The organism is Nocardiopsis akebiae (assembly GCF_018316795.1).
GTDB lineage: Bacteria > Actinomycetota > Actinomycetes > Streptosporangiales > Streptosporangiaceae > Nocardiopsis > Nocardiopsis dassonvillei.
Genome location: NZ_CP074132.1, coordinates 1157265 through 1181201, shown reverse-complemented (window position 1 = coordinate 1181201; position 23937 = coordinate 1157265). Strand labels below are relative to the sequence as shown.

20 protein-coding genes and 2 pseudogenes are annotated in these 23937 nt (G+C 71.8%); 13 read left to right on the top strand and 9 right to left on the bottom strand.

What is annotated here, in order from left to right; all coding sequences use genetic code 11:
* Positions 1-85: 85 nt before the first annotated feature.
* The 3 genes from KGD83_RS05100 to KGD83_RS05090 all read left to right on the top strand — a co-directional run bounded on the left by KGD83_RS05100 (position 86) and on the right by KGD83_RS05090 (position 5069).
* Complete coding sequence (locus KGD83_RS05100; RefSeq protein ID WP_212642758.1) at positions 86-1390, top strand: class I SAM-dependent methyltransferase; 1305 nt, start codon at positions 86-88, stop codon at positions 1388-1390.
* A 26-nt stretch (positions 1391-1416) separates the two neighbouring features.
* Complete coding sequence (locus KGD83_RS05095; protein ID WP_212642757.1) at positions 1417-2148, top strand: alpha/beta fold hydrolase; 732 nt, start codon at positions 1417-1419, stop codon at positions 2146-2148.
* A 716-nt stretch (positions 2149-2864) separates the two neighbouring features.
* The gene (locus tag KGD83_RS05090; protein WP_212642756.1) at positions 2865-5069 is read left to right on the top strand and encodes a coiled-coil domain-containing protein; all 2205 of its coding nucleotides are present in this window, start codon (positions 2865-2867) and stop codon (positions 5067-5069) included.
* Positions 5070-5325: 256 nt separating this feature from the next.
* Here the strand turns inward: KGD83_RS05090 and KGD83_RS05085 are convergent, their stop codons facing one another.
* On the bottom strand, positions 5326-6294 hold the full coding sequence (locus KGD83_RS05085) for a zinc-binding dehydrogenase (RefSeq protein WP_212642755.1): 969 nt from the start codon (positions 6292-6294) through the stop codon (positions 5326-5328).
* Here KGD83_RS05085 and KGD83_RS05080 point away from each other — a divergent pair.
* Positions 6281-6685 carry a transposase gene (locus tag KGD83_RS05080; RefSeq protein WP_394358092.1) on the top strand — a complete coding sequence of 135 codons (405 nt, stop codon included), beginning with the start codon at positions 6281-6283 and terminating at the stop codon, positions 6683-6685. The genes KGD83_RS05085 and KGD83_RS05080 overlap by 14 nt on opposite strands.
* A 271-nt stretch (positions 6686-6956) precedes the next feature.
* On the opposite strand, the gene KGD83_RS05075 is transcribed toward KGD83_RS05080, so the two are convergent.
* Together KGD83_RS05075 and KGD83_RS05070 are read right to left on the bottom strand one after the other, a co-directional pair.
* The gene (locus KGD83_RS05075) at positions 6957-7544 is read right to left on the bottom strand and encodes a hypothetical protein (RefSeq protein WP_212642754.1); all 588 of its coding nucleotides are present in this window, start codon (positions 7542-7544) and stop codon (positions 6957-6959) included.
* A gap of 164 nt (positions 7545-7708) precedes the next feature.
* Positions 7709-8020 (bottom strand): annotated as a pseudogene (locus KGD83_RS05070) (transposase); the annotation flags it as partial.
* Here KGD83_RS05070 and KGD83_RS05065 point away from each other — a divergent pair.
* The 3 genes and pseudogenes from KGD83_RS05065 to KGD83_RS05055 form a co-directional block, all read left to right on the top strand.
* The gene (locus tag KGD83_RS05065; RefSeq protein ID WP_212642752.1) at positions 7983-8405 is read left to right on the top strand and encodes a hypothetical protein; all 423 of its coding nucleotides are present in this window, start codon (positions 7983-7985) and stop codon (positions 8403-8405) included. The pseudogene KGD83_RS05070 and the gene KGD83_RS05065 overlap by 38 nt on opposite strands.
* A gap of 187 nt (positions 8406-8592) precedes the next feature.
* Positions 8593-9339, top strand: a complete 747-nt coding sequence (locus KGD83_RS05060) for a hypothetical protein (protein WP_249352158.1) — start codon at positions 8593-8595, stop codon at positions 9337-9339.
* Between the two features lie 39 nt (positions 9340-9378).
* Positions 9379-9564 (top strand): annotated as a pseudogene (locus tag KGD83_RS05055) (GntT/GntP/DsdX family permease); the annotation flags it as partial.
* 61 nt (positions 9565-9625) lie between these two features.
* On the opposite strand, the gene tsaD reads toward KGD83_RS05055, so the two are convergent.
* The 5 genes from tsaD to alr form a co-directional block, all read right to left on the bottom strand.
* Positions 9626-10660 carry a tRNA (adenosine(37)-N6)-threonylcarbamoyltransferase complex transferase subunit TsaD gene (gene tsaD / locus KGD83_RS05050; RefSeq protein WP_212642751.1) on the bottom strand — a complete coding sequence of 345 codons (1035 nt, stop codon included), beginning with the start codon at positions 10658-10660 and terminating at the stop codon, positions 9626-9628.
* Positions 10653-11087 carry a ribosomal protein S18-alanine N-acetyltransferase gene (gene rimI, locus KGD83_RS05045; protein ID WP_394358112.1) on the bottom strand — a complete coding sequence of 145 codons (435 nt, stop codon included), beginning with the start codon at positions 11085-11087 and terminating at the stop codon, positions 10653-10655. Before rimI ends, tsaD begins: the two co-directional genes overlap by 8 nt.
* A 38-nt stretch (positions 11088-11125) precedes the next feature.
* Positions 11126-11803, bottom strand: coding sequence for a tRNA (adenosine(37)-N6)-threonylcarbamoyltransferase complex dimerization subunit type 1 TsaB (tsaB, locus tag KGD83_RS05040; RefSeq protein WP_212642750.1), 678 nt, complete (start codon positions 11801-11803; stop codon positions 11126-11128).
* 10 nt (positions 11804-11813) lie between these two features.
* Positions 11814-12326 carry a tRNA (adenosine(37)-N6)-threonylcarbamoyltransferase complex ATPase subunit type 1 TsaE gene (gene tsaE / locus KGD83_RS05035; protein WP_212642749.1) on the bottom strand — a complete coding sequence of 171 codons (513 nt, stop codon included), beginning with the start codon at positions 12324-12326 and terminating at the stop codon, positions 11814-11816.
* A gap of 161 nt (positions 12327-12487) precedes the next feature.
* On the bottom strand, positions 12488-13618 hold the full coding sequence (gene alr / locus KGD83_RS05030) for an alanine racemase (RefSeq protein WP_212642748.1): 1131 nt from the start codon (positions 13616-13618) through the stop codon (positions 12488-12490).
* Between the two features lie 220 nt (positions 13619-13838).
* On the opposite strand from alr, the gene KGD83_RS05025 reads away from it, so the two are divergent.
* The 6 genes from KGD83_RS05025 (at position 13839) to KGD83_RS05000 (ending at position 22459) form a co-directional block, all read left to right on the top strand.
* The gene (locus KGD83_RS05025) at positions 13839-14558 is read left to right on the top strand and encodes a DUF6069 family protein (protein WP_212642747.1); all 720 of its coding nucleotides are present in this window, start codon (positions 13839-13841) and stop codon (positions 14556-14558) included.
* A gap of 1246 nt (positions 14559-15804) precedes the next feature.
* Positions 15805-16149 (top strand): hypothetical protein, encoded by a 345-nt coding sequence (locus KGD83_RS05020; protein ID WP_212642746.1) that lies wholly within the window; start codon positions 15805-15807, stop codon positions 16147-16149.
* A complete protein-coding gene (locus KGD83_RS05015; RefSeq protein ID WP_212642745.1) occupies positions 16146-16520 on the top strand; it encodes a DUF6507 family protein in 375 nt (124 codons plus the stop codon). Before KGD83_RS05020 ends, KGD83_RS05015 begins: the two co-directional genes overlap by 4 nt.
* A gap of 324 nt (positions 16521-16844) precedes the next feature.
* Positions 16845-20084: a hypothetical protein gene (locus tag KGD83_RS05010; protein ID WP_212642744.1), complete on the top strand. Its 3240-nt coding sequence runs from the start codon at positions 16845-16847 to the stop codon at positions 20082-20084.
* The gene (locus tag KGD83_RS05005; RefSeq protein ID WP_212642743.1) at positions 20084-20974 is read left to right on the top strand and encodes an immunity 49 family protein; all 891 of its coding nucleotides are present in this window, start codon (positions 20084-20086) and stop codon (positions 20972-20974) included. Before KGD83_RS05010 ends, KGD83_RS05005 begins: the two co-directional genes overlap by 1 nt.
* 57 nt (positions 20975-21031) lie before the next feature.
* Entirely contained in the window at positions 21032-22459 is a 1428-nt protein-coding gene (locus KGD83_RS05000; RefSeq protein WP_212642742.1) for a DUF6177 family protein, read from the top strand.
* A gap of 146 nt (positions 22460-22605) precedes the next feature.
* On the opposite strand, the gene KGD83_RS04995 is transcribed toward KGD83_RS05000, so the two are convergent.
* Positions 22606-23823: an ROK family transcriptional regulator gene (locus KGD83_RS04995; protein WP_212642741.1), complete on the bottom strand. Its 1218-nt coding sequence runs from the start codon at positions 23821-23823 to the stop codon at positions 22606-22608.
* Between the last annotated feature and the right edge of the window lie 114 nt (positions 23824-23937).

Here is a 23937-nt window from a genome sequence, read left to right as displayed (position 1 = left end):
TCGGGAAGTTCCGCGAGGGGCCCCTCCGCCGGGGCGGGGCGCGGCCGCATCCGCACACCGCTCCTTCGACGCCCGGGGGGAACCCATGCGCCTGGCCGCCTTCGAGGCCCTGCTCACCGACGCGGGCCGGGAGGTCCTGGCGGGGGTGGACCCGCAGGCCGCCGTCGGGGACCAGCTCGCCGCGGCCTCGCTGCTGCGCGGTGACCCGCGCGTGGCCGCCCTCGACCCCGGTCTACCCGTCTCCGAGCTGGTAAACGCCGTCCTGACCCAGGTCTCCCTGCGCGAACGCGGGCGGGCCAAGTTCGGCGAACTCGCGCGGCGGATGTTCTTCACGCCCAACGGGCTGGAGCAGTCCACCCGGCGCGTGGTGGCCGACTACCGCGCGGAGCGCGTGGCCGGGGCGTCCGGACCGGCCGGACCGCCGGGATGGAGTCCGGACGGAGCCACCGCGGGCGACCTGTGCTGCGGGGTCGGCGCGGACCTGCTGGCACTGGCCGCGCGCGGCGTTCCGGTCGAGGGCGTGGACGCCGACCCACTCACGGTCGCGGTGGCCCGCGCCAACATCGCGGCCCTGGGCCTGTCCGGGCTGGCCCGGGTCCGCGAGGGCGACGCCTCCGCGACCGCGCCCGGCCGGTACCCGCTGCTGTTCTGCGACCCCGCCCGGCGGGGCGGGCGCGGCCGGGTGTTCGACCCCTCGGCCTACTCCCCGCCGTGGGACACGGCCGTGGACCTGGCCGAGGGAGCGGAGGCGGCCTGCCTCAAGGCCGCGCCGGGCATCCCGCACGAGGCGCTGCCCGGGGACGCGGCGGCCGAGTGGATCTCGGTGGACGGGGAGCTGAAGGAGACCGCCCTGTGGTTCGGCGCGCTGGCCGACGGGCCGCGGCGCCGGGCGACGGTGCTGCACGAGCGCGAGGGGCTGCTCGCCCGCGAGGGCGCGGTGGCGCACCTGGACGCCGACCCCGGCCTGGGCCCGGCGCCGGTGGCGGCGGCCCGTCGCTACCTGTACGACCCGGACCCGGCCGTGGTGCGCTCGCATCTGGTGGCGGAGGCCGCGGCGCGGGTGGACGGCGCCCTGCTGGACGAGCGGATCGCGTACTTCACGGCGGACAGGGCGGTGCTCTCGCCGCTGTGGCGGGTGCTGGAGGTGGTGGAGGTGCTGCCGTTCTCGCTGAAGCGGCTGCGCTCGGCGGTGCGCGGCCTCGGGGCGGGGACGGTGACCGTCAAGAAGCGGGGATCGGCGGTGGACACCGAGAAGTTGCGCCGGGACCTGCGCGCCTCGGGCCCGGAGTCGGTGACGGTCGTGCTCACACGGATCGGCGAGCGTCCCTTCTGCCTGCTGTGCCGCGAGGTCGACGCCCCGCCCCGGGAGGAGGCCTCGGCCCGGGACTAGGTGTACCGACCATGGAGGATGGGGGCATGCATGTCCTCGAAGCCGGTGACGCACACGCACCTCCGGTCCTGTTGCTGCACGGTGGCGGTGTCGCGGGATGGATGTGGCGCCCCACGCTGGAACGGCTTGGGGACGCGGCCCGTGTGATCATCCCCGATCTCCCCGGCCACGGGCGCGGCGCGGACGGGGCGTACCGGTCCCACGAGGAGACCGTTCGGACCCTGGTGGGGGTCCTGGAGGAACGCGCACCGCACGGCGCGCTGGTCGCCGGGTTCTCCCTGGGAGCGCAGCTCACGACGCTCCTGGCCGCGACCCGCCCCGACCTGGTCACCGGAGCCGTCGTGGTGAGCGCCCAGGCCCGCCCCCTCCGGTTCCCGGGCGCTGCGCTGGGCCTGCTCGCCGTGAGCGCGCCGCTCGCGCGACGACGGTGGTTCGCCCGGCTCCAGGCCAGGGAGCTGTTCGTTCCCGAAGCGCTTCTGGAGGACTACCTCCGCGACAGCGCCCGCACGAGCCGCGCGACCCTGCTCGCGAGCGTCGGCGAGAACGTCCGCTTCACCCTTCCTCCCCGTTGGTCCGACTTCCCGAACCCGGCGCTGGTGATGGTCGGGGAACGGGAGCGGGGCCTGGTGCGCGCTTCGGCGCGCCTCGTCCACGACGCCCTTCCGGGTTCCCGGCTGGTCTCCGTCCCGGGGTGCGGACACGGCATCCCCCTGCAACGACCCGACCTGCTCGCCGACGTACTTGCCGACATGGTGTGAACGGCGCGGACCACGGCCCCGCGTCCCACGGGGGCCGGGTGCGCTTCGCCCCGACGGGGCACGGGGCCCCGTTCCCGAGGAGCGCGTGCCGGTGCCCAAGGGCCCGGTCGCCCAGGGGCCCGCAGGTCCGGCTGCCCACGGGCCCGAAGGCCCTGTGTCCACAGGCCCGGCGCGGGGCTGGTGGGCCCCGGCGGCTCCGCCCTAGACTGGAATCCGGGGGCGCCGCGCGTCCCCGCGGGGTGGGCGCGCCACCCCCGTGTTCGAGTGTCCACCCCCCGTGACCGGCTCGCAAGGGCCCGCTCCCGCCTGTGGACAGGGACCGCTCCCGCCCGTGGACAACCGTGGACGAGGTGGCTGGAGTGCACACCGGGGCCGCGGATCACGACATCGGGCCAGATCGTTACCTTCCCCACCCAGTTCTTTGGCGGTCCCCTGGGGGAGGAGCGGTGCGTGTCGTTAAACTGGCGGCGCGAATTCTTTCCCTTCTCATGGATTCACCCGGAAGGCCGTGATCGTTGACCCGCCCCCCGCGGTTCAGCCGGAGCACGGGCCTTGCCTCACGTGTATACGCTCAGTCACACTCCAGTCACGATGAGGCCGTACTGGTGCAAAAACACCACCCACCCGGGGACCATCGAGAACCCGAGCCGTCCGGAACCCACCGTCCACTCCTCCCGGACGGGTACGGGAGCGCCAGAAAAATAAGGAGCACCTCGGTGGAACAGACCAATCACAACTTCCTCAACGGAGGAGGTCAGGCGGGGATCTCCGACCGCATGCGTGACCTGCTCTCCCAGGCCGCCCAGGAGCACGTCTCCGAACAGAAGTCGCAGGGCGCCGTCAGCGAGGAGATGCGCCAGCGCCTGGAGGGCATGGAGTGGCTGCTCCGCGAGCTGCGCGAGCGCGAGCTCACCGCCCTCACCGAGTCGGTCGCCACGGTCAACGGCCGCGTCGACGAGTTCCTGGCCCGGCCGCCGGAGTGGGCGGAGACCCTCGCCGAGCACATCGAGGTCGTCGCCCAGCAGGTCAAGCCCCTGTCGGACCTGCCCTCCCTGCGCGCGGACACCCACCGCATCGCCGGTCACCTGGACACCGCGCTCACCCGCCTCCAGCGGATGGCCGAGACGGGCAACCGCACCTCCGAGCAGGCCAACGAGCTGGGCGAGCGCCTGAACGGGCTGGACGAGAGCCTCGACACCCGCCTGAACGGACTCGGCGAGACCCTCGGCGCCCGCCTGGACGGGCTGAGCGAGACGTTCGGCGCCCGTCTGGACGCCCTCGACACCGCGCTGGCCTCCCTGGCCGCCAGGACCGAGGCCGTGCAGGCGTCGCTGTCCGCGCTCTCGGAGTCGGCGGAGAGCCGCCACGAGGCCCTCACCGCCGCGGTCGGCGAGAGCCGCACCGAACTGGCCGAAGCGCTCGCCGGCGGGCGGACCGAGATCTCGGAGGCCCTGGCGGAGGGCCGCACCGAGCTGGCCGAGGCCGTGGCCGCGAGCCGCGAGAGCCTCACCGCCACCGTCAACGAGAGCCGTGAGGCCCTCGCCGCCGCCGACGCCCGGCTGGGCGAGACCGTCGCGGCCAAGGCCGAGGAGGCCGCCGCCAAGGCCGAGCAGGCCAACGGAGAGCTGCGCACGCTCGTGGAGGAGCGCACCGAGCGCCTGCTCACCTCGATGGAGGAGCGCACCGCCGAACAGCACGAGACGCTGCTGTCGCGCCTCCAGGAGAACACCGGCGAGCTGGGCGAGCGCACCGCCGCCCTGGCCGAGGAGCTGGGCGCCCTGTCCACCTCCTCCACCGAGCGCCACGAGGCCCTCGCCGCCAAGCTGACCGAGAGCGTCGGCTACCTCAGCACCCAGGCCGAGGAGAACAACGCCGAGACCACCGCCGCGGTCGCCGACGTCACCGGCGCGCTCGCCAAGCTCCGCGAGGACCACGAGTCCTCGCTCACCGAGCTGCGCACCCACCTGCGCCAGCGCCTGTCCGAGCTCAACGAGCAGATGGAGCTGGGCCGCACCGAGACCCGGGAGCAGGCGGAGGCCGCCTCCGAGCGCCTGCGCGAGGCGGTGACCGAGCGCACCGACGCCTTGGGCGCCCGCATCGCAGAGGACGCCGAGCGCGTCACCTCCGACTTCGCCGAGCTGCGGACGTTCGTCCAGGAGAGCGGCGACCGGCTCGCCACCGAGTCCGAGGAGCGTTCGCGGACGCTGACCGAGTCGCTCACCGAGCGGGTGGAGGCGCACCGGACGGCTCTGGACGAGCGTCTGGAGCGCCAGCGCGAGGCCCTGACCGGCAAGGTCGACACCCACCTGGCGCAGATCACCGGCAAGGTGGACCACGAGCTGGGCCGCCTCACCGACCGCTTCGACACCTTCGAGGGGCACTTCGAGGGGAGCTTCGAGGGGGTCGAGGGCAAGCTCGACCGCATCGACGGCCGCATGGACGGCGTCAACGGCCGCCTGGACGGCCTGGACGGCCGGGTCAACGGGGTCGAGGGCCAGTTCGAGGGCGTCAGCGGGCACTTCGAGGGCGTGGACGGCCGCATGGAGGCCCTGGACGACCGGTTGGAGGCGCTCAACCAGCGGCTCAACCAGCTGCCGCAGACCATGGAGGTCAGCGAGCTGCACCGCCGCCTGACCGAGCTGGTGGAGCGGCCCCAGATGGACCACACCGGCAAGCTGGACGAGATCGACGAGCACGTCACCTCGGCCGTGGCGCCGGTGCTGCGCGAGCTGAAGCAGCGCCCGGACCGGCACGAGCTGGAGGAGACCGTCACCGAGGCGGTCGAGAACTCGCACGACGACATCACGAAGCGGTTCGCCTCCCTGGAGGAGACGGTGCTCGCCCTGGCCGAGGCGCTGCTGCGCCCGGGCCGGGACGGCAAGAAGAAGCGCCGCCGCGACGATGACGAGGACGACGAGTAGCCGGTAGCGCGGGGTCCGCGTAGACGGTCCGCCCCATGGTCGCCCGGCGACCGCGGGGCGGGCGCGGACCGGCGGACGGCGAAGGGGCCGGGGCACCTCGGGTGCCCCGGCCCTGCCGTGCACGGAAACCGCGCCGGCACGCCGGGGCGCCCCGCCCGGAGCGGGTCCCGGGCACCGGCCACGGGCACGCGCTCTGGCACCGGCACGAGGTCACCGCGGGCCAGGACCCGCGCCCCGGCCTCCGCGCAGGGCCCGCTCAGACCGTGAAGACGATCTTGCCGAACTGCTCGCCCCCTGCCATCGCCCGGAAGCCCTCCTCGGCCCGTGTCAGGGGCAGCACCCGGTCGACCTCGGGCCGGATGCCGGTGCGCACGCACATCCGGGACAGGGCGGCCAGCTCCTCGCGGGTGCCCATGGTGGAGCCCAGGACCCGCAGCTGGAGGAAGAACACCCGGTTGAGTTCGGCCGGAGGCGCGTCGCCGCTGGTCGCGCCGCAGGTGATGACGGCGCCGCCCGGCTTCAGCGAGCGCAGCGAGTGCGCCCATGTGGCCTGGCCGACCGAGTCGAAGACGGCGTCGACCCTCTCCGGCAGGCGCTCGCCGGTGGGCAGCGCCGCGTGCGCGCCCAGGGAGAGGGCCCTGGTCCGCTTCCCCTCGCTGCGGCTGGTGGCGTAGACCCGGTGGCCCACCTGCGACGCCAGCCGGATGAGCGCCCCGGCCACGCCTCCCCCGGCGCCCTGGACGAGCACCGTGGAGCCCGGCCGCAGGTCGGCCTTGCCGAAGAGCATGCTGTAGGCGGTGAGCCACGCGGTGGGCAGGCAGGCGGCCTCCTCGAAGGACAGCTCCTCCGGTTTGGGCACCAGGTTGGCGCGGGGCACCAGGACCTTCTCGGCGAAGGTGCCGTCGTGGATCTCCGAGAGCAGCGACCGGCGGGGGTCACGCGTCTCGTTCCCTCCCCCGGCGGCCGGGTCGCCGACGACGCCGTGCACGATGACCTCGTTGCCGTCCTCGTCCACCCCGGCCGCGTCGCAGCCGAGGATCATGGGCAGGCGCTCCTCGCTGAGCCCGACGCCGCGCAGGCTCCACAGGTCGTGGTGGTTGAGGGACGCGGCCCTGACTTCGACGGTCGTCCACCCCTCGCGGGGTTCGGGGTCGGGTCGTTCGCCCGCCTCCAGGGCGGAGACGGGGTCGTCGGGCGCGAAGCGTGCTGCGGTGATAGCGAACATACTCCGAAGCCAACCACGGAGACCGAATCCGGTTCCACCCCCCGGGGGGCCGAAACGCCCGGGGAGCGGACCGGGCCGCTACGGGTCCGGAGATCCCCGGCGACGGCGTCCGGCCAAACTCCACGGCGACAAGGCCTACCACTCCCGGGACCAGCGCCGCTGGCTGCGCGAGCGCGGCATCGGCGTGCGCCTGGCCCGTCCCGGCATCGAGTCCTCCCAGCGTCTGGGACGCCACCGGTACAAGGTCGAACGCTCCATCGCCTGGCTGGGCTCCTACCGCAGGCTGAACGTGCGCTGGGAGCGCAAGGCCTCCACCTTCCCGGCCATGCTCGGCATCGCCTGCATCCTCACCTGCGACAAGCACCTGGCCAAGCATGCCGACGGCTTTTGAGATGAGCTCTGAGGGCCCATGTCGAGGAGTCTGCGTCGCTGTGGGACTCGGACCGGGGCCGGGGCGGCCAGCACTCAGCAAGGCCTGTGGCGGAGGTGGCATGGGTAGGCTGGTGGTGTCTCTTCCTGGACTGGACTCTCGGAAGTCGACACTGGCGCGCGCCTCTGCTTTCCCTTCAACGGCCACTGAACATCCCTAGAAGCCCACTGGTACTCCAGCCGTAACCCTGATCTTGGAAGTCAACTCTCGGTTGGGCGGACGTGCGGCCGTCTCAGCTGGACTGGTCTGTAGGGGTGTCGGCGGCTCTGTCCGTGCCGTAGAAACGGCCTTGGTCACACAGGGCGTCGAGCTCAGCGATCTCTTCCTCGCTCAGTTGCTCATCCAGCGCTGCACCGATGACGCCTCGGGCGTGGGCCAACCTCCGGGCGACGTTCCAGTCGGCAATGAATCTGCCGACGATGCGGTCGTCGGCGGTTCCGGACGCTTGGCGAGAACCGAGTCGATCGAGGGAAACCACGAACTCGTTCAAGTCTTGCAGGACAGCAACAGCCTCGCTGAGAGGCATACGGATCTCGCGGGAGGACATCTCCATCGGCCGATTCAACTCCACAGTTGGCGCAGTCTGGCCCCAGATCGTGTTCTTGCTGGCGAAGCCGGTGCGGGCATGGGTGCGGCCGCCGCGTTCCTCGCCGTCGTCCGCTCCGACGAGCATGCCAGTTGCCTCGGAGCGACCGACCTCGTCCCGCTTACCTGCGCCGAGACCCAGCGCCTGTGCACCGCGCTCATCATCGGCCCGGCCCACGAAGCGACCTACCATCTCGGCTGTTCCGGCTAGTGCCGCCACCAAGCCCGCGCCCAAGCCGGTCATTACATCCGGCAAGTCGCGGACCAGACGCGAGGAACACGATCTACGGCTGGAGTACTAGACATACCACCCCACCCCTGGGCAGGTTCGAAGGCTCTTTGAGCCCGAGAAGCCACGTAAGAGGCCTTCCCCAGACGGCGTACGGCTCAGAGCTCATCTCAAAAGCCGTCGGCATGCTTGGCCAGGTGCTTGTCGCAGGTGAGGATGCAGGCGATGCCGAGCATGGCCGGGAAGGTGGAGGCCTTGCGCTCCCAGCGCACGTTCAGCCTGCGGTAGGAGCCCAGCCAGGCGATGGAGCGTTCGACCTTGTACCGGTGGCGTCCCAGACGCTGGGAGGACTCGATGCCGGGACGGGCCAGGCGCACGCCGATGCCGCGCTCGCGCAGCCAGCGGCGCTGGTCCCGGGAGTGGTAGGCCTTGTCGCCGTGGAGTTTGGCCGGACGCCGCCGACGGCGCTCCACCCGCGTCCGCCGCCACGTTCCCGAGGCCCTCCCCACTCTCGCGCCCACGCCGCGCCTGGCACCGCCCGGCCGGACCGTTCCGGCCGAGGACATCGCCCTGGTCAGGCCCTACTACGCCGCCCACGAACGTCTGCGCGCACGCGCGTCCACGATCCGGGTTCCCGCGCCCCGCAGCGCCGAACCCGCTTCCGACGCGAATGAGGTCCAACACGCGTTCGCCCTCGTCCAGGAACGCGCCGCCGCCCTGCTCCAGCAGTGGAAGAAAGACCCCGACGGTCACCTGCTCGGCGAACCCGCGCCCCGCTTCGGCGTCGTCCGACCCACCGAGCCCGCGCGCACCCGACCAGCCCGCTTCGCCGAGTGGGACGAACTCAGCTCCCTCATCCGCACCTGACACGACCAGCAGCGCCAGGCCGCACGCGTGACCTCTTCCCCGCCCCTACGGACAACAGCAAGGAACGCCGTGCCCAGCGAAGAAACACGAGATACCCCCGAAGATCATTCGGAACGCACCGGAGGTGGTCATCCCCCTGCTCCGTGACGGGGTGGGCTTCGAACTGCCCGAGTAAACCGAGGCATCGATGACCTGCTCCGAGTGCACCGACAGCAGACCGCGCGTCTACACCAGCGACGGCGCCGTGGTGCTGCGCAACGGCACCGAGAAGGTCCTGGCCGTGGTCGTGGAGCGCCAGCACAAGCAGGAACAGGACAAGTTCTGGATGTGGCCGGTCTATCACGCCATTGTCCGAGCCCAGGTCAAGTGCCCGACAGTGCTAATGGCGCTGTGTCCCACCGACGCACTCGCCCGGTACTGCACCGGCCCGATCCACACCGGGTATCCGGGCGACCACCTCACGCCTCTCGTGGTGGGGCCGTCCAACACTCCGGTGGTCACCACTCCGGAGCAGGCGAGGAGTATGCCCGAACTGACGGTGCTGTCGGCCAGGGCGCACGGTGACCACGATCTGCGCACGCTGGACGCGGTGATGGAGGCACTGAACGCCGTGTCCTCCGACCACCGCGCGTTCTGCTATGGCCACGTACTGGCCGGGAGCTCCGACGGGGCCCGGAAATACCTGGAGGACCTGATGTCCGTGGGAACCTACAACTGGCAGAGCGACTTCGCCCGGGAGTACGTCGGCATCGGTCGCGAGGAAGGCCGTGAGGAGGGTGTTGCGCGCAGCGTGATCCTCTTCCCCTCCTCCCGGGGCTTCGAGGTCTCCGACGAGGTCCGCCAGCGGATCGAATCCTGTGACGACCTCGACACCCTCGAAGGTTGGGCCAGCAAGGCCGCCAAGGTGAACAGCCCCGAGGAACTCTTCGGCTGAGGCCGGACAGCATGACCACGTGCGGGGGTGGGAAGCCGCGCGATCGCGGCGGGCGGGACGGTGCTCTCGCACGTCAACGACTCCGGCTTCTGGCTGATGAACCGCTACCTCGGCATCGGCGTCAAGACCACCCTCAAGAGCTGGACCGTGATGGAGACCCTCATGGGCTCCATCGCGTTCCTGATCGCCGCCGCCATCAGCGCTGGCCTGGCGCTGGCAGGGTGAGGGATGACAGCGTGACCGCCCCGGCCCGGAAGCGTTCCGGGCCGGGGCGGTCACCCGTCGGCTACATCGCCAGCGGGGAACTCACCGGCAGGGACGTGTCCGTGGCCAGGTCCAGCGCGGACGCGGGCAGGCCCGCGGCCACGACCTCGGCGCCCAGGGCGGCGATCATCGCGCCGTTGTCGGTGCACAGGCGCGGGCGCGGAACGCGCAGTTCGACGCCCGCCTCCCGGCAGCGCTGCTCGGCCAGCGCGCGCAGCGCCGAGTTCGCCGCCACGCCCCCGCTGATGACCAGCGTGCTCACGCCGTGCTCCACGCAGGCGTCCACGGCCTTGCGGGTGAGCACGTCCACCACCGACTCCTGGAAGGCGGCGGCGATGTCGGCGACCACCAGGGGCTCGCCCCGGCGGTCGGTGTCCTCCACGTGGCGGGCCACGGCGGTCTTCAGGCCCGAGAACGAGAAGTCGTAGGTGCCGTCGCCCCACTTGCCGCGCGGGAAGCGGATCGCCTTGGGGTCGCCCCGCTGCGCCGCCTTGTCGATGGGCGGACCGCCCGGGTAGGGCAGGTCGAGCAGGCGGGCCACCTTGTCGTAGGCCTCGCCGGCGGCGTCGTCCACGGTGTCGCCGAGCGAGACCACCTCGGTGGCCAGGTCGTTGACCAGCAGCAGCGAGGTGTGGCCGCCCGACACCAGCAGGGCGATGGAGGGCTTGGGCAGCGGGCCGTGCTCCAACTGGTCCACGGCCACGTGGCCCACCAGGTGGTTCACGCCGTAGAGCGGCTTGCCCAGGGCCATCGCGTACGCCTTGGCGGCGGACACGCCCACGAGCAGGGCGCCCGCCAGGCCCGGACCCGCGGTGACGGCGACGGCGTCCACGTCCGACAGCTTGACCCCGGCCTGGTCCAGCGCCCGGTGCACGGTCGGGGTCATCGCCTCCAGGTGCGCGCGGCTGGCCACCTCGGGCACCACGCCGCCGAACCGGACGTGCTGGTCCACGCTGGAGGCCACGGCGTCGCCGAGCAGCTCGCAGCCGCGCACCAGGGCCACGCCGGTCTCGTCGCAGGACGTCTCGATCCCCATGACCAGCGGCAGGTCACTCATGGTCCCCCTCCTCGGCGACGCGCCGCATGACGAGCGCGTCCGCCCCGTTGTAGTAGCCGCGCCGCACACCGATCTGCACGAAGCCGAACCGGCCGTAGAGCCTCTGCGCGCGCGGGTTGTCCGAGCGCACCTCCAGGAACACGTGGGTGACGCCGCGCCGCGCCGCCTCGGTGAGGAGTTCGGTGAGCAGCGCGCTGCCCACGCCCCGGCCCCAGACCTGCTCGGACACGGCCATGGTCTGCACGTCGCCCTCGGGCGGGACGGCGCGCAGCCCCGCGTAGCCGACGACGGCGTCCCCGGACACCGCGACCAGGTAGTGGCGCGTGGGCTCGGCAAGCTCGTCCCTGAGCATGCCCTCGCTCCAGGCGTCGAGGGGGAACAGGGCGTGTTCGAGGTCCATGACGGCCGCGACGTCGTCGGAGGTCATCGCGCGCAGGCTCACGCCGGTCAGACCCGGCGACGGGGTCACTTCACCCACTGGCGCACCTTCTTCGGGGCACCGGGCTCCACCGCGTCCGGGCGGCGCAGGTAGAGGGGGTTGGGCGGGGGCAGCTCCTCGCCGCGGCCCAGGCGCAGCAGGGCCAACTCCGCCATGGCGGCGGCGTCCGGGTGCAGCGGGTCCGGCGCGGCGGAACCGGCGCCGAGCACGTCGGCGTACATGCGGGCGCCGTCGCCGACCAGCGCGAGCCCGCCGGTGTCCGCCTCGGCGGGGCGGTCGACGCGCACCTCGCCCACGCGGGTGAGGCGGTCGTCGTAGCGGGCCCAGAACACCTCCTTGCGGCGGGCGTCGGTCATCGCGACGAAGGGCTCGGAGCGCCCGGTGGCGAAGGCCAGCGCGTCCAGGGTGGTGACGCCGTGGCAGGGGACGCCGAGGGCGTCGGCCAGGGCGTGCGCGGTGGCCAGCCCGACCCGCAGGCCGGTGTAGGGCCCCGGGCCGATGCCGACGGCGATGTGGTCGAGGTCGGCCAGGACGATCCCGGCCTCCTCGGTGAGCCGCGCGATCGTGGGGCCGAGCAGCTCGCCGTGGCGGCGGGCGTCCACGGAACCGGCGCTGGCGCGCAGCGTGAAGGAGCCGTCGGCGCCGGTCTCGCCGATGGCGGCGGTGACCGCCGGGGTGGCGGTGTCGAAGGCCAGGAGGAGCACGGGTGACCGCCTATCGGGGCCCGGCGGCGGTGCCGGGCAGGTCGGCGCCGGTCCACCGGGCGCCGACGGCGCGCAGGTGGACGGAGCGGGTGTCGTCGGGGTGGCGTTCGATGCGGATCTCCAACCGGTCGTCGGAGAGTCCCTCCGCCACGCCCTCGCCCCACTCCACCACGGTGACGGAGTCGGGGAGGGTCATGTCCAGGTCGATGTCGTCGATCTCGCCGGGCCCGCCGAGCCGGTAGGCGTCCACGTGGACGAGGTCGGGGCCTCCGGTCAGGGAGGGGTGGATCCGGGAGATGACGAAGGTCGGGGAGGTGACCGATCCGCGCACGCCCAGGCCCTCGCCCAGGCCCTGGGTGAGGGTGGTCTTCCCCGCGCCGAGCGGCCCGGACAGGATCAGCACGTCGCCGGGTCGGGCGAGGGCGGCGAGGTCGCGGCCGAGGGTGCGCATGGCGTCGTCGGTGGCCGCGGTGACCTCGCGGACGGTGGCCGCACCTGGAGTGGTTGCTGTCGCGTCTGTCATCAGATTCGCTGCTCGTGGTCTGGGTGGACGGTGGATCGCGGCGCGCCGGGTCAGGGCGTGTGCGGGCGGGGACGGATGGAGCGCCCCCCTACACCCAGGTTAGGCCGGATGGAGGAGGCCTGTGACCGGATCGCGATGACCGGTCAGACTCCCGCCGCCGCTCAGGCCTGCCCGCCGACGTACTCGCGCGGGACCCGGGGCCCCACCCGGGTGACGATCTCGTACGGGATGGTGTCCAGGATCCGGGCCCAGTCCTCGGCGGTCGGGGTGTCCGGGTGGTCTCCGGGGTCGCCGAACAGCACCGCGTACTCGCCGGCCTCCACGGCGTCGTCGCCGACGTCCACAACGAACTGGTCCATGCAGACTGTTCCCGCGATGGCGCGGCGGCGTCCGCCCAGGAGGACGGGCCCCCGGTTGGTGGCGGCGCGGGGGACCCCGTCGGCGTAGCCGAGCGGCACCAGGGCCAGGGTGGTCTCCCCGTCGGTGACGTAGCGGTGTCCGTAGGAGACGCCGCTGCCCTCCGGGACGCGCTTGGTGAGGGCGAGCCGGGAGCGCAGCGTCATCGCGGGCCGCAGCCCGGTCCCCGTGAGGCCGGGGATCGGGGACAGGCCGTAGCTGGCGATCCCGCCCCGGACGAGGTCGAATCGGGCCTCGGGGAGGGTGAGCAGCGCGGCCGAGTTGGCGATGTGCCGGACCTCGGGGGTCAGGCCGACCTTGTCCGCGGTCTCCAGGGCCTCGTGGAAGCGGGAGAGCTGGCGCGCGACGGAGGGGTGGCCCGGTTCGTCGGCGCAGGCGAAGTGCGACCACACGCCGGTGACGCGCAGGTGCCCCTCGTCCTCGGCGCGGGCGGCGGCCTCGGTCAGGGCGCCCCAGTCGGCGGGGCCCGCGCCGCCGCGGTTGAGGCCGGTGTCGGCCTTGAGCTGCACACGGGCGGTGCGGCCGAGGCGGCGGGCCTCGGCGATCACGGTGTCCAGGACCGCGCGGTCGCTCACTCCGATGTCGACGTCGGCCTCGACGGCCTCCGCGACCGGCTCGCCGGGCGGGATGATCCAGGCCAGGACGGGCAGGGTCAGTCCGGCGCGGCGCAGTCGGAGGGCCTCGCCGATGAAGGCCGTGCCCAGCCACGTCGCGCCGCCCGCGATCAGGGCGCGGGCTGCCGGGAGCATGCCGTGCCCGTAGCCGTCGGCCTTGACCACACCCATGAGCGGGGTGCCCCCTGCGGACTCGCGGAGCACCCGCGCGTTGTGGGAGATCGCGTCGAGGTCGACGCGAGCGTGCGCGAAGTGAGACATGTACTCCAGTGTTCCACGTACCCGGGACCGGAGCGGAGTGGCGCCGGAACACGCCCGGGGGAGGGCTCCGACATGCCGGGGAGGGCGTGACCGTTTTCCCCGGCGCCCCAGGCGCTCCCGCGTGACCAGGCACGACGCGGGTTTTCTCGGTTACACGTAGTACATGGGTGCGTGCGGGGTAGGGGATCGGCCCAGAGGCACGGTAGCTGGGGGTACTGGCATGACCGAGATAGGTAGCGAACGACCCGTCAACACCACGAGGCTGTGGTACGGAGGAATGGCCACCGCGGTGGTGGCGGCGCTGGTGATCTTCGCGGGGGCACTGGTCTTCCGGGGAGTGTTCGGGGTACCGGTGCTCGCGCCGGAGGACGCGGGGACGCTGGGCGACGCGAGCACGGTGGTCTACGCGCTGATGGCCGCCGTGGCGGCGCTGCTGGCCACGGGGCTGATGCACATGCTTCTGCTCAGCGCCCCGCGGGCGATGAAGTTCTTCGGATGGATCCTGGGACTGATCACGGCGATCGCGGCCGTCGCCCCGTTCAGCGAGCCCGTGGACACGCCGAGCCAGGTCAGCACGGCTGTGATCAACCTGGTCACGGGTATCGCGATCATCACCCTGCTGCGGAGCGTGGGGCGCGCCTCCACCCTGAGCGGCCGGACACCGGGTGACGCCCGGACGGCGTACACGACGCACGAGGCGACCGTGAGGCCGGTCGGGGAATCCGAGCCGGAGCCCAGGGACGAGACGCAGGCCGTGGATCCCAGGGAGCCCGTGCAGGGCGAGGAGCCCGCCCTGCGGCACGAGGGCATCCTGCCCGACGTGAAGCAGGACGAGTACCGCAGGAAGCAGATCCGCGCCCAGGAGCTGGACGCGGAGGCGGAGGCGGCCAGGCCGGACCAGCACGGCCGCCAGGCACCGGGAGACCAGCACGCCGGGTGACCGGTACGCCGGGCGGCCGACGCGCCGTCCGACGGGCCCGCCGTACGGCCCCGACGTATGGCCGGACCGGGCGACCCGTGGCCCCGGGAACCAGAGCGGCGCCCCCCGACCCGAGGCGCACGAGGGGGCGGAGCCGAGCGGCTCCGCCCCCTTCCGCGTGCCCGGGGCCGGGCGGGCGGCGGGCCCGGCTGGGGCGGAGCCGACGCGACGAAGCACCGCCAAGCGGGTCACATGACCGCAGCGGACCCGAAAACGCCACCCGATCCGCATAACTCACCATCCCCCCTTTTGCGACAAACAAGAAAAACAATTCCCATCGGGACGGGGTCGGAGCGCACGAAAGAAACCACCGACAAAAAGGTCGACAAGCGTTTCGGGGTGCGCACTCGCGGGGAAAAACAAAGCACAGGAAAGGCGGGGAAAAAGAAAAGGGAACCGTCGAACCCGCCCTCCGGAGGCTCCGCGCCCGCCCGCGCGCCTCGAAGTCCGGAAACCCCGCCCCTTCTGCCGCTTCTCAACTCTCCCCCACTCCCCCAAGGCCCCGGAAGACGCTGTCGGCCAGCGGGTCGGCGCCCGTACGCGGCACGACCGCGGCGAGCCGCCCGGCGTCGGCCGTCCTCCGGGGCCGCGAAGCGGAGATCCGGCCGTGTCCCCGCCCTCCAGGACCGGCCGGACCTCCTTTTCCGCGAAAGACCGATAAGGCGTGGGGTTCTCCGGTGTTTCCGCCCGGGAATCGGTGTTCCGACCGCCGTGCGGCCGAACCGTCCGTTGTTCGGGCACACCGGAGCCGCGTTCTCCCTTTCGGGGGCTTCTTCCCTTCCGCGTCGGCCGTGTGGCGTCCGAGGCCCCGGCGCGGCGCCGCCCCGGGACGTTCCCGACGCGGGGCCCGTCCGCCGCCCGCCGCGCGGGACGGCCGTGGGCCCGGGCCGGTGCCCGCCAGAGCCGGGAGCGGGGCACGGAGCGGGGCGTCGGATCTGGCCGCATCCGGCCAGGCCCGGATGGCACGTCGCACGTATCCGGACGGTCGCGGGACGTCCGGCCTCCACCCGCACCGCTCCCGACCTGGTCTCACCTCCGTGACGGGTGGACGGTCCCCGGCCCGACGGGCGTCCACGCCCGCCCCGGCGGATGTCGGTGGAACACCCCACGATGGAACCATTCACTACATTCCGTGCGTCGGTACACACCGCATGGTGAGTGCGTTCGAGCGGGGCCGCGGAGAGGGCGGGGGAGGAGAGAGCGACCGGTGAAGTTCGACATCGTGCACCTCGACCAGGACGGGGAAGCACCCCCGCCGCGGACGCCGCTCCCGGAGCGGGTTCCCGACCGGGCGGAACGACCGCCACCGCACCCCGGACCCAGGATCCAGCGCTCCTCGGAGCACATGCGCCTGCGCGCCCGCACCGACCTCACCCGGGTCCGCTCGGCCTTGAACCGGATGCTCCACACCGTCGAGGCGGCCCGGGCCGGGTCCGAGCCCCTCGCCGGTTCCGGCCCCGACGGCAGGCCCGGGTCCTTCCGCCCCGAGGCCTTCCGCTCCCGTTCCGCCCCCGAGAGCCACCGTGAACAGCGGCAGGAGGAATCCCCGTGACCGCCTGGGACATCAATCCCCCGGAGATCGGCACCGTGCTCGTCAACACCCTCTCCCACCTCGGCGAGGAGGGCGGGTCCGAGGGCCTGTTCGGCGACATGACCACGATCGAGGAACGCGTCACCACCCTCAGCACCCACATCAACAGCGCACCCATCGGGGTCGCCCTGGGCGAGTTCGCCGAGCACTACTTCGGGCTCATGGGCGACATGCTCTCCCTGACCGGCAACGCCGTCGCGCAGACCAGCGAGGCGACCACCGCCTACGTCACGGGCAACGAGGAGATGGCGCTGGAGGCGCAGCGCAACGCCGGCGTGGTCCCCGACCCGCCCCCGCCGCCCGCCCCGGGCGGGAACGCCGAACTCGTCTGACCCGACCGCCCCCACCGCCTCCTCCCCCGGCCACCTCTCCCCCCGGAGTCCTGCCACGTGCTTCCTCCCGGCACTCCCCCGAGCGCGCCGCTGACCATCGGCGAGCAGACGGGCATGCTCACCGACGGTGACGACAAGGTCAGCCCCGCGACCTTCCCCGTCCCCACCCCCTCCCCCGACTACATCGAGACCCTGGCCTCCGACCTGCGCAGCGCGGGCGAGTCGGTCGGCGAAACCGGGAACGACATCACCTCGGCCTGGAGCGGGCTGAGGTCCCACTACAAGGCTCCCGAGGCGGAACACCTCTACTCCGTACTCGAACCGGTGGCCGCTGACGGTGACACGGTCTCGACCGACCTCGGCCACGCCGCGAGCGCGCTGGAGACCTTCGCCGCCGACCTGCGCGACATCAAGTCCCGCTGGTCCGGTCTGAGCGCCGAGGCCTTCGAGTTCCGGGCCCGCATCGACGCGAAGGGCGAGGACTGGCGCAAGGCCGAGGGCGTGTCCGGTTTCTTCGGGATCGGCGAGCACCCCGACGTCGCGGAGAACCAGCGCCTCATCGACGAGGGCACCCGGATCATCGAGGACTACGCGGACGCCGAGCTCGCCTGCGCCAACGCCATCAACCGGTTCGTCCCGGACCGCACCCCGTTCGAGAGGACGCCCTCCGGGGACGGAGCCCTCGATCCCGACGTGTTCTACCACGGTTACGAGGAGGACCTGTCGGACCTGGCCACCGAGTGGGACATGGGCGGGGCCGTCACCGACGAGAGCTGGTTGGTCGACGGCTGGGACGCGGTGTGGGACTTCGGGGTCGGGGCGGTCGAGGGCACCGGCGCGATGCTGGGCATGCACAGCTCCGAGGGCTGGTTCAACATGTCCTGGGGCGACGCCCTGTACGAGTACCACGAGAGCAACATCCAGTCCGTGGCCTCGCTGGTGGGCATGTACGACGCCGAGTCCGACAGCTACGGCTGGTCGGGCTGGGACACCGTCGGCTCGGCGTGGAAGGACCTGGCCCACTCGGTGGTGCCCTGGGAGGAGTGGGGTGAGCGTCCCGGTTACGTGATCGGCACCGCCGTGCTCAACATCGGCGTCACCGCCCTCGGCGCCGCGCTGTCGGCCACCGGTGTGGGCGCGGCGGTCGGCGTGCCGCTGATGGCCTGGCGAGGCATGGCCATCGTGGACGGTATGGGCGGTCGCGGCGGCGCCGGCGGATCCGGCGGCTCGACGGACATCGACGTGGACCTTCCCGCGGGCGTCCCCGCCTTCGGCGGCAGCGGCGCCCCCGTCGTGCGGATCGACACCAGCGTCTTCGACCCCGACGGACTCAGCCCACGGCAGCTGGGTGAGCTGAAGGGGTCCCTGGACCGCTTGCAGGGGATCACGAACGACCCCGCCGACGGCTCCCCTCCGTCGCGGTCCGCCCCAGCCCAGGGCGACGGCGATCCCTCCCAGCCGAGGAGGCCCGCCGCGCAACCGGTCGCGGACCGGGAGAGCGGGGCGAACGGGAGAAACGAGGGGAACGCCGGGTCCGAAACCGACCGTGCCGGGGCGGGCGACGGACAGGGCCTCCTCGAGGACACCGCCGGGAACGACCGCGCCGGCTCTCCCGAACCAGCGCTCCAGGACACCCCGGACGCCTCCCACCGGTCCTCGCCGACCGAGAGCGGTTCCCAGGACCCGACCGCCGAGCAGCTCAGCGAGAGCGACCGGCTGCTGCGACAGGTCAACAGCATGTTCACGGCTGAGGACCACGCGGACTTCCGGGTCAACCAACGCGCCGAGACCGCCTTGCACGAGGGCGACCGTGCCACCGTGGACCCGGACTCCTCTCCCCCGAAGGACTCCCGGGTCGCGGAGAGGTACGGGCTGGACGGCCGCGTGAACGCCGCGTTCTCCGACATGCGTGCGCTGGCGAGCGACTACCCCCATGTGCGCTGGGAGGGAGGTCCCGGCGACGGACGGGACGGACACGACGGCCGCGACGAGCCCGAGGCCGACAGGGAGTACGCGACGACGGCGCCGCGTCCCGACGCCGACGCAGCGAGCGCGCAGAAGCCGATCCCGCGCAGCCAGGTCCAGCACGTGGACCTGGGGGACGGCGGCGGCCACCGGGTCGACGCCTCACGGGTCGGCGCAGCCGACGCGAGGAGCGGCTCCGATGCGGGGTTCCGGCACGACCGCGGCGCCGACACGGGGGCCCACCGTCCGGTCGCCGTCGACAGGGCCGACTCCATGCCGAGCGGCGACGGCGGCTCCGGCGTAGACACGCCTCCTCGGGGTGACGGACCCTCCGGCCGCGACGGATCCGACCGGACCGACTCCGTCGATGCCGTCCCGGCCGTGGTCACCCCGACGCGTGCTGGTGTCCCGGGGTCCTCCAGCGTCCCGAGCGGAGGAACCGGTGGCTCCGGCAGCCAGAGCGGACGGGGCGGGTCCGGCGGCGCAGGCCCCCAGAATCCGGTGACCAACAGCAGGATGTCCAACCAGGAGAGGTTCACCGCCGCTCAGAAGTACCTCAAGGGCCGGGTGTGGTCCTCCGGCAAGCAGTTCGTGCAGGACTTCATAGACCTCATCAACCGAGAAAAAGGCCTCTTCCGGATCTACTACAATGAAAATAATAATCACCGGTGGAGCGAGAAAGCAACGATCGGCAAGTGGGGCGTCCCCCAGATCCAATGGTCTGAATCACTGCGCCGATGGGTCGCCAAAGACAAACTTCCCCCCGCCGCACCGCCCGACTACCTGTTCCCCGAGAAACGTTTCGTTTTCCCGCGACGCGAAAACCATACGGAAAACGGCAACCTCGATCACCTGGCACGGGAGCGGCTCCAGAAAATCACAGACCTGAAAAAGCGCACGCAAGATTTCGAAAAGGAGGAAAAGGCCCACAAGAAAGACAAAAACCACCCTCATGTCACGGAGGCGAAAGCAAAGAAGTCGACCGCACATGACGAGATGGGAAGAGCCAGTGAAACCTACGGGGAGGAGGCCGCCAAGTCTTACATCAAGGACATCTTCAATGGAAAGAGGACCTATGACACCATCAAGAGACATGGAGAAAACAAGGCAGTTCGCAGCAGAATGACCCTGCCCAGAGTCGAGGGGGAAAACCTCCTAAATAAAGTTGACACGGCCCCCGGCAGCGGGAACTACCAATTTGACCAGATCTACCGAACCAGCGACGGTGGATTTGTCATTGTCGAGGCAAAGGGTGACGAGAAGACCAGGCTGGGGGACAGAAAAGTTGGCTCCGGCGCAAACGAGAGGCGAATCTCACAAGGAGTACACGAGTACCTCAGGGCAACATTCGCCGACATGGAACATCGCGGACTAGAGGACACCAGAGACGAAAAAGAGCTCAAAGAAAAGGGTATTATCAACGAAGAAGACCTCGCAGATCAGATGAAACAAGCCCTGCGGGACGGAAAACTATACTATGCTGAGATCAAGGGAATCACTACGGATTCAGGAGAGCACGGCGGCGTCACCTTCGGACTGTTCGACATCTCCGAAGGTGAAGAATCAAAAATCGAGGAAGAAAAGGAAGACAAGAAATAATGACATCACCTCCTCGTCGGCATGACGCGGGCATGCCCGGGTACAAGCGCTACCTGGCAAAGATCGAGAAGAAGCGTGAAACAGAGATCGCTGGCATGGTGAAGGCGCCGTTCACCGCAGGTATGTCTCTGGACAGCTTGGCGCTCGGTGCCAGGGTCACCCTCGCCATGGACCCGGACGCCTCCGAACTGGTCACCTGGGAGGCCTGGACCACCTGGATGCAGGTCTCGGAAGCCGTCTTCGCCATGTCCACCGCGCCCCCGAACAGCACCGTCGAACGCCTCATCAACCACAAGACACGCACCCTTGACGCCATCGATCCCGGTCCCACCAGCGACGCCGGAACCTGGATCGACGCGTTCTTCCTCGCCATCACCTGCCGCGACGAGGCCCGCGTCCGCTCCCTGTGCCAGATCCCCGTCTCCTTCCTCAAGGAGGCCGGAGAACGGGACGGCGGAGGCTACGACGACTACATCTACCCCTGGGTCGCCGCCCTCCAGGACTTCATCCTCAACCGGCCCGAACTCGGCGACAACCTCTACGAGGCCATGCGGCTCTCCGACCCCGACCACGCCGAGATCAGCAGCGCCGAGAACCTGAACACGTTCGTCTTCCCACCGATGAACGCCCTGTACCGGCTCGCCGAACACGACACCGCCAAGTTCGACGAAGCCATGGCGCAGGGGATCCAGCTCTTCCACGACTACTACACCGCCGACGAGGAGCGCACCAAGGACGTCAAGGGCGCGGTCCCGCTGTTCCTGCTCGGCATCGCCTGCCTGGCCTATGACATGAATCAGCTCGCCCCGGACTTCAACCCCGACCTCAGCTCGGACTACCTGCCCAAGCACATCCTCCAGCGCAGCTGGCACGGGGAGTTCCCCATCTGACCGGCCGGGCCCGCCCGACCCCACCGACCCTGTCCCCCACCCCGCGAAGGAACCCCGTTGAGCCACGACGTCGTCGCCCTCCTCGCCGAGAGCCCCAGCCGCCGCTCCCTCCTGGACGCGCTGGTCGCCGCGGGACCCAAACTGCGGGTCCGGCTCGTGGCCGAGGGCACCGTGGTGCAGCTGCGCGACGACTCCGACCGCCTGGTGATCGCCATGCAGGCGGCGCAGCGGCTCGCGGTGTCCGCTGAGGCCGACCGCCTCCTGGGCGGCGGGATCACTGACGACCTGCCCGCGCAGCCGCTGTGGGTCGAGGTCCGCGGAACGGAACTGGCGGACACCGACACGGCCGCGACGGCACGCCGGTTCGCCCGCTGCCTGGTCGAACGGCACGGCGGCGCGGTGTGGGAACCGGAGCGGCGGCTGCCCCGGGACGACGGGCACCTGCTGGGGGTAACCGACCACCCGGCGGTGAGCGCCGTGACCGGGGCGAACGCCGTCCTGGTGCAGGACCGGCCGGTGGTCCCCCTGTCCAGCTGGTTCGTGGACGCGCTGGCCGAGCACGGCCGCCAGGGGCGGGGCCTACAGGTGGTCACCCCGTCCACGAGCGTCATCACCCACGCGCTGCGCTGGTTCCTGAGCAGACCCCGCGCCACATGGGTCGTGCGCGCTCCGGACGGGCGCTACTACGACGGCTTCAACGGTCTGCCGCTGCTGTGGGACGCGGAGACCGGCTTCGTGCCCGACCCCGGCGTGAACGCGGAGGACGGACCCAACCAGGCCTTCCGGGCGTCGGCGGCCGAGGAGCCGGGTACTCACCTGCACGTGGACCTGAGGGTCGACCACGCGGTCGGCGACGGCCTGGTCCTGGGCGCCGCCGTGGAACTGCTCGCCGAGCACCTGGCCGCAGGCCCGCCCGCGGTGTGGGGCGTCTCCGAGCCCCTGACCAGGGCGTGGGACACCGAGCGGGTCACGGCCATGGCGCGGCGCCGCTCCCCGGGTGAGACCCTGCTGGCCTTCGCCGGACAGCCCGGAGGCGTCCGGGAGGAGGGGGCGCGCCCCCTGGCGGGGAGCCTGCGGGTGTCGCGCACGCCGTCGGGGGTACGCGAGCGGATCCTGTTCTCGGTGGGCTACCGGCCGGGTGAGGAGCCCGACCTGGACGCCCTCGACCCCCTGATCCGCGAGCTGACCGAGCGGGACGGCCTGCGCAGCATGACCGTGCACCGCGCCCTCGGGCGCGCCGACCTGACGTACGCGCCCCGGTGGGCGGGCGTGTCCGTGCCGGTCGGGTTGGCGGTGGGGCCGGAGGGGGTCCTGGAGGCGGGACGGGAACGGGCGCTGGCCGCTCCGGTGCCGGGTGTCGCCTTCGGCCCGCCCCTGGCCCCGCTGGTCTGGTACCGGATCGGGGACGGCGTGGAGCCCGACGCCTGGAGCCGCTTCCGCGAGCTGATGGAGCACTTCGACCACGAAGGCGCTTCCACACGCTGACGGAGCGCCCGCGGGCCGGATGGGCGCCCGCGACCTGACGGAGCGCCCGCACTCCAACGCCCCGCGTCCCGAGGCGGCTCCGGGCGCCGAGGCCGGGCCCGGGCCCCGCCCTGAGGCCACTCCCGGCACCACGGGCCTTCCGCGGCTCAGCCGTTGATCAGCGCGTCGGCGTGCTCGGGGCTCAGGCAGTGCTCGATCACCATGACAGCCGCGCCGACCACGCCCGCACTCTCACCCGCCATGGACGAGACGATGCTCAGGTGCTCGGTGGCCAGCGGCAGCGACCGCTGGTAGATGATCTCCCGCACCCCGGCGAGCAGGTGGTCCCCGGCCAGGGCGAGCGCGCCGCCGATGACGATGACCGACGGGTTGAACATGTTCACCGACGCGGCGAGCACCTCGCCGATGTCGCGGCCCGCCTGGCGCAGCGCGCGCAGGGCGGGCACCGACCCGTTGCGGGAGAGCTCGACCACGGCGCGGGCGCCGCTCGCGGGCACCCCCTCTGCGGTGAGCGCGGCGGCCAGGGCGGCACCGCTGGCCACGGCCTCCAGGCAGCCGGTGTTGCCGCAGCGGCAGGGCCGCTCGTCGCCGCTGGGGACGTGGATGTGCCCCATGTCCCCGGCCGCGCCCTGTGCGCCCCGGTAGACGCTGCCCTCGCTGACGATGCCGCAGCCGATGCCCGTGGCGACCTTGACGAACATCAGGTGGCTGGCCTCGGGCCAGGCCGTGTGGTGCTCCCCGATCGCCATGATGTTGACGTCGTTGTCCACCAGGACCGGCACGTCGAGCCGGTCGTGGACGTAGCCGGGCACGTCGAAGTTGTCCCACCCCGGCATGATCGGCGGGTTCACCGCGCGCCCGGTGGTGTGCTGGACGGGGCCGGGCAGGCCGATGCCCAGGCCGAGCAGTTCGTCCACGCGCCTGTCCGCGCCCTCCAGCAGGCCCCGGCCCCGCTCCACGACCCAGTCCAGGACGTGCTCGGGGCCCAAGGCGATGTCCAGGTCCGCGCGCTCCTCGGCGAGTACGGTCCCCGACATGTCGGTGAGGGCCAGGCGGGCGTGGGTGGCTCCCAGGTCGGCGGCCAGGACCACTCGGGCGTCCGGCTGGAACGAGAAGGTCGTGGGCGGCCTGCCGCCGGTGGAGACGGCCTCGCCGGCGGGTCCGATGAGCCCGCTGGCGAGCAGGGCGTCCACGCGCTGGGTGACGGTCGAGCGGGCCAGACCGGTGACCGAGGCCAGCTCCGAGCGGGTGCGCGGTCGGCCGTCGCGCAGGAGTCGGAGCAGGGTGCCCGCACCGGGTGCGGTGGTCGGAGCGACGGCCGTGCCGGGTCGTCCCTCCGCGTGGGTCAGCGCGTCTTCCGTCATGCGAACAGTGAAGCACAGGATCTATTGACTGTCCGTCATCCGTCTATTGCAGATAGATCCTACGACTTTTGCTTGACGATCGACAGAAGTCCGGCGTACCGTTCGGTGCATGTC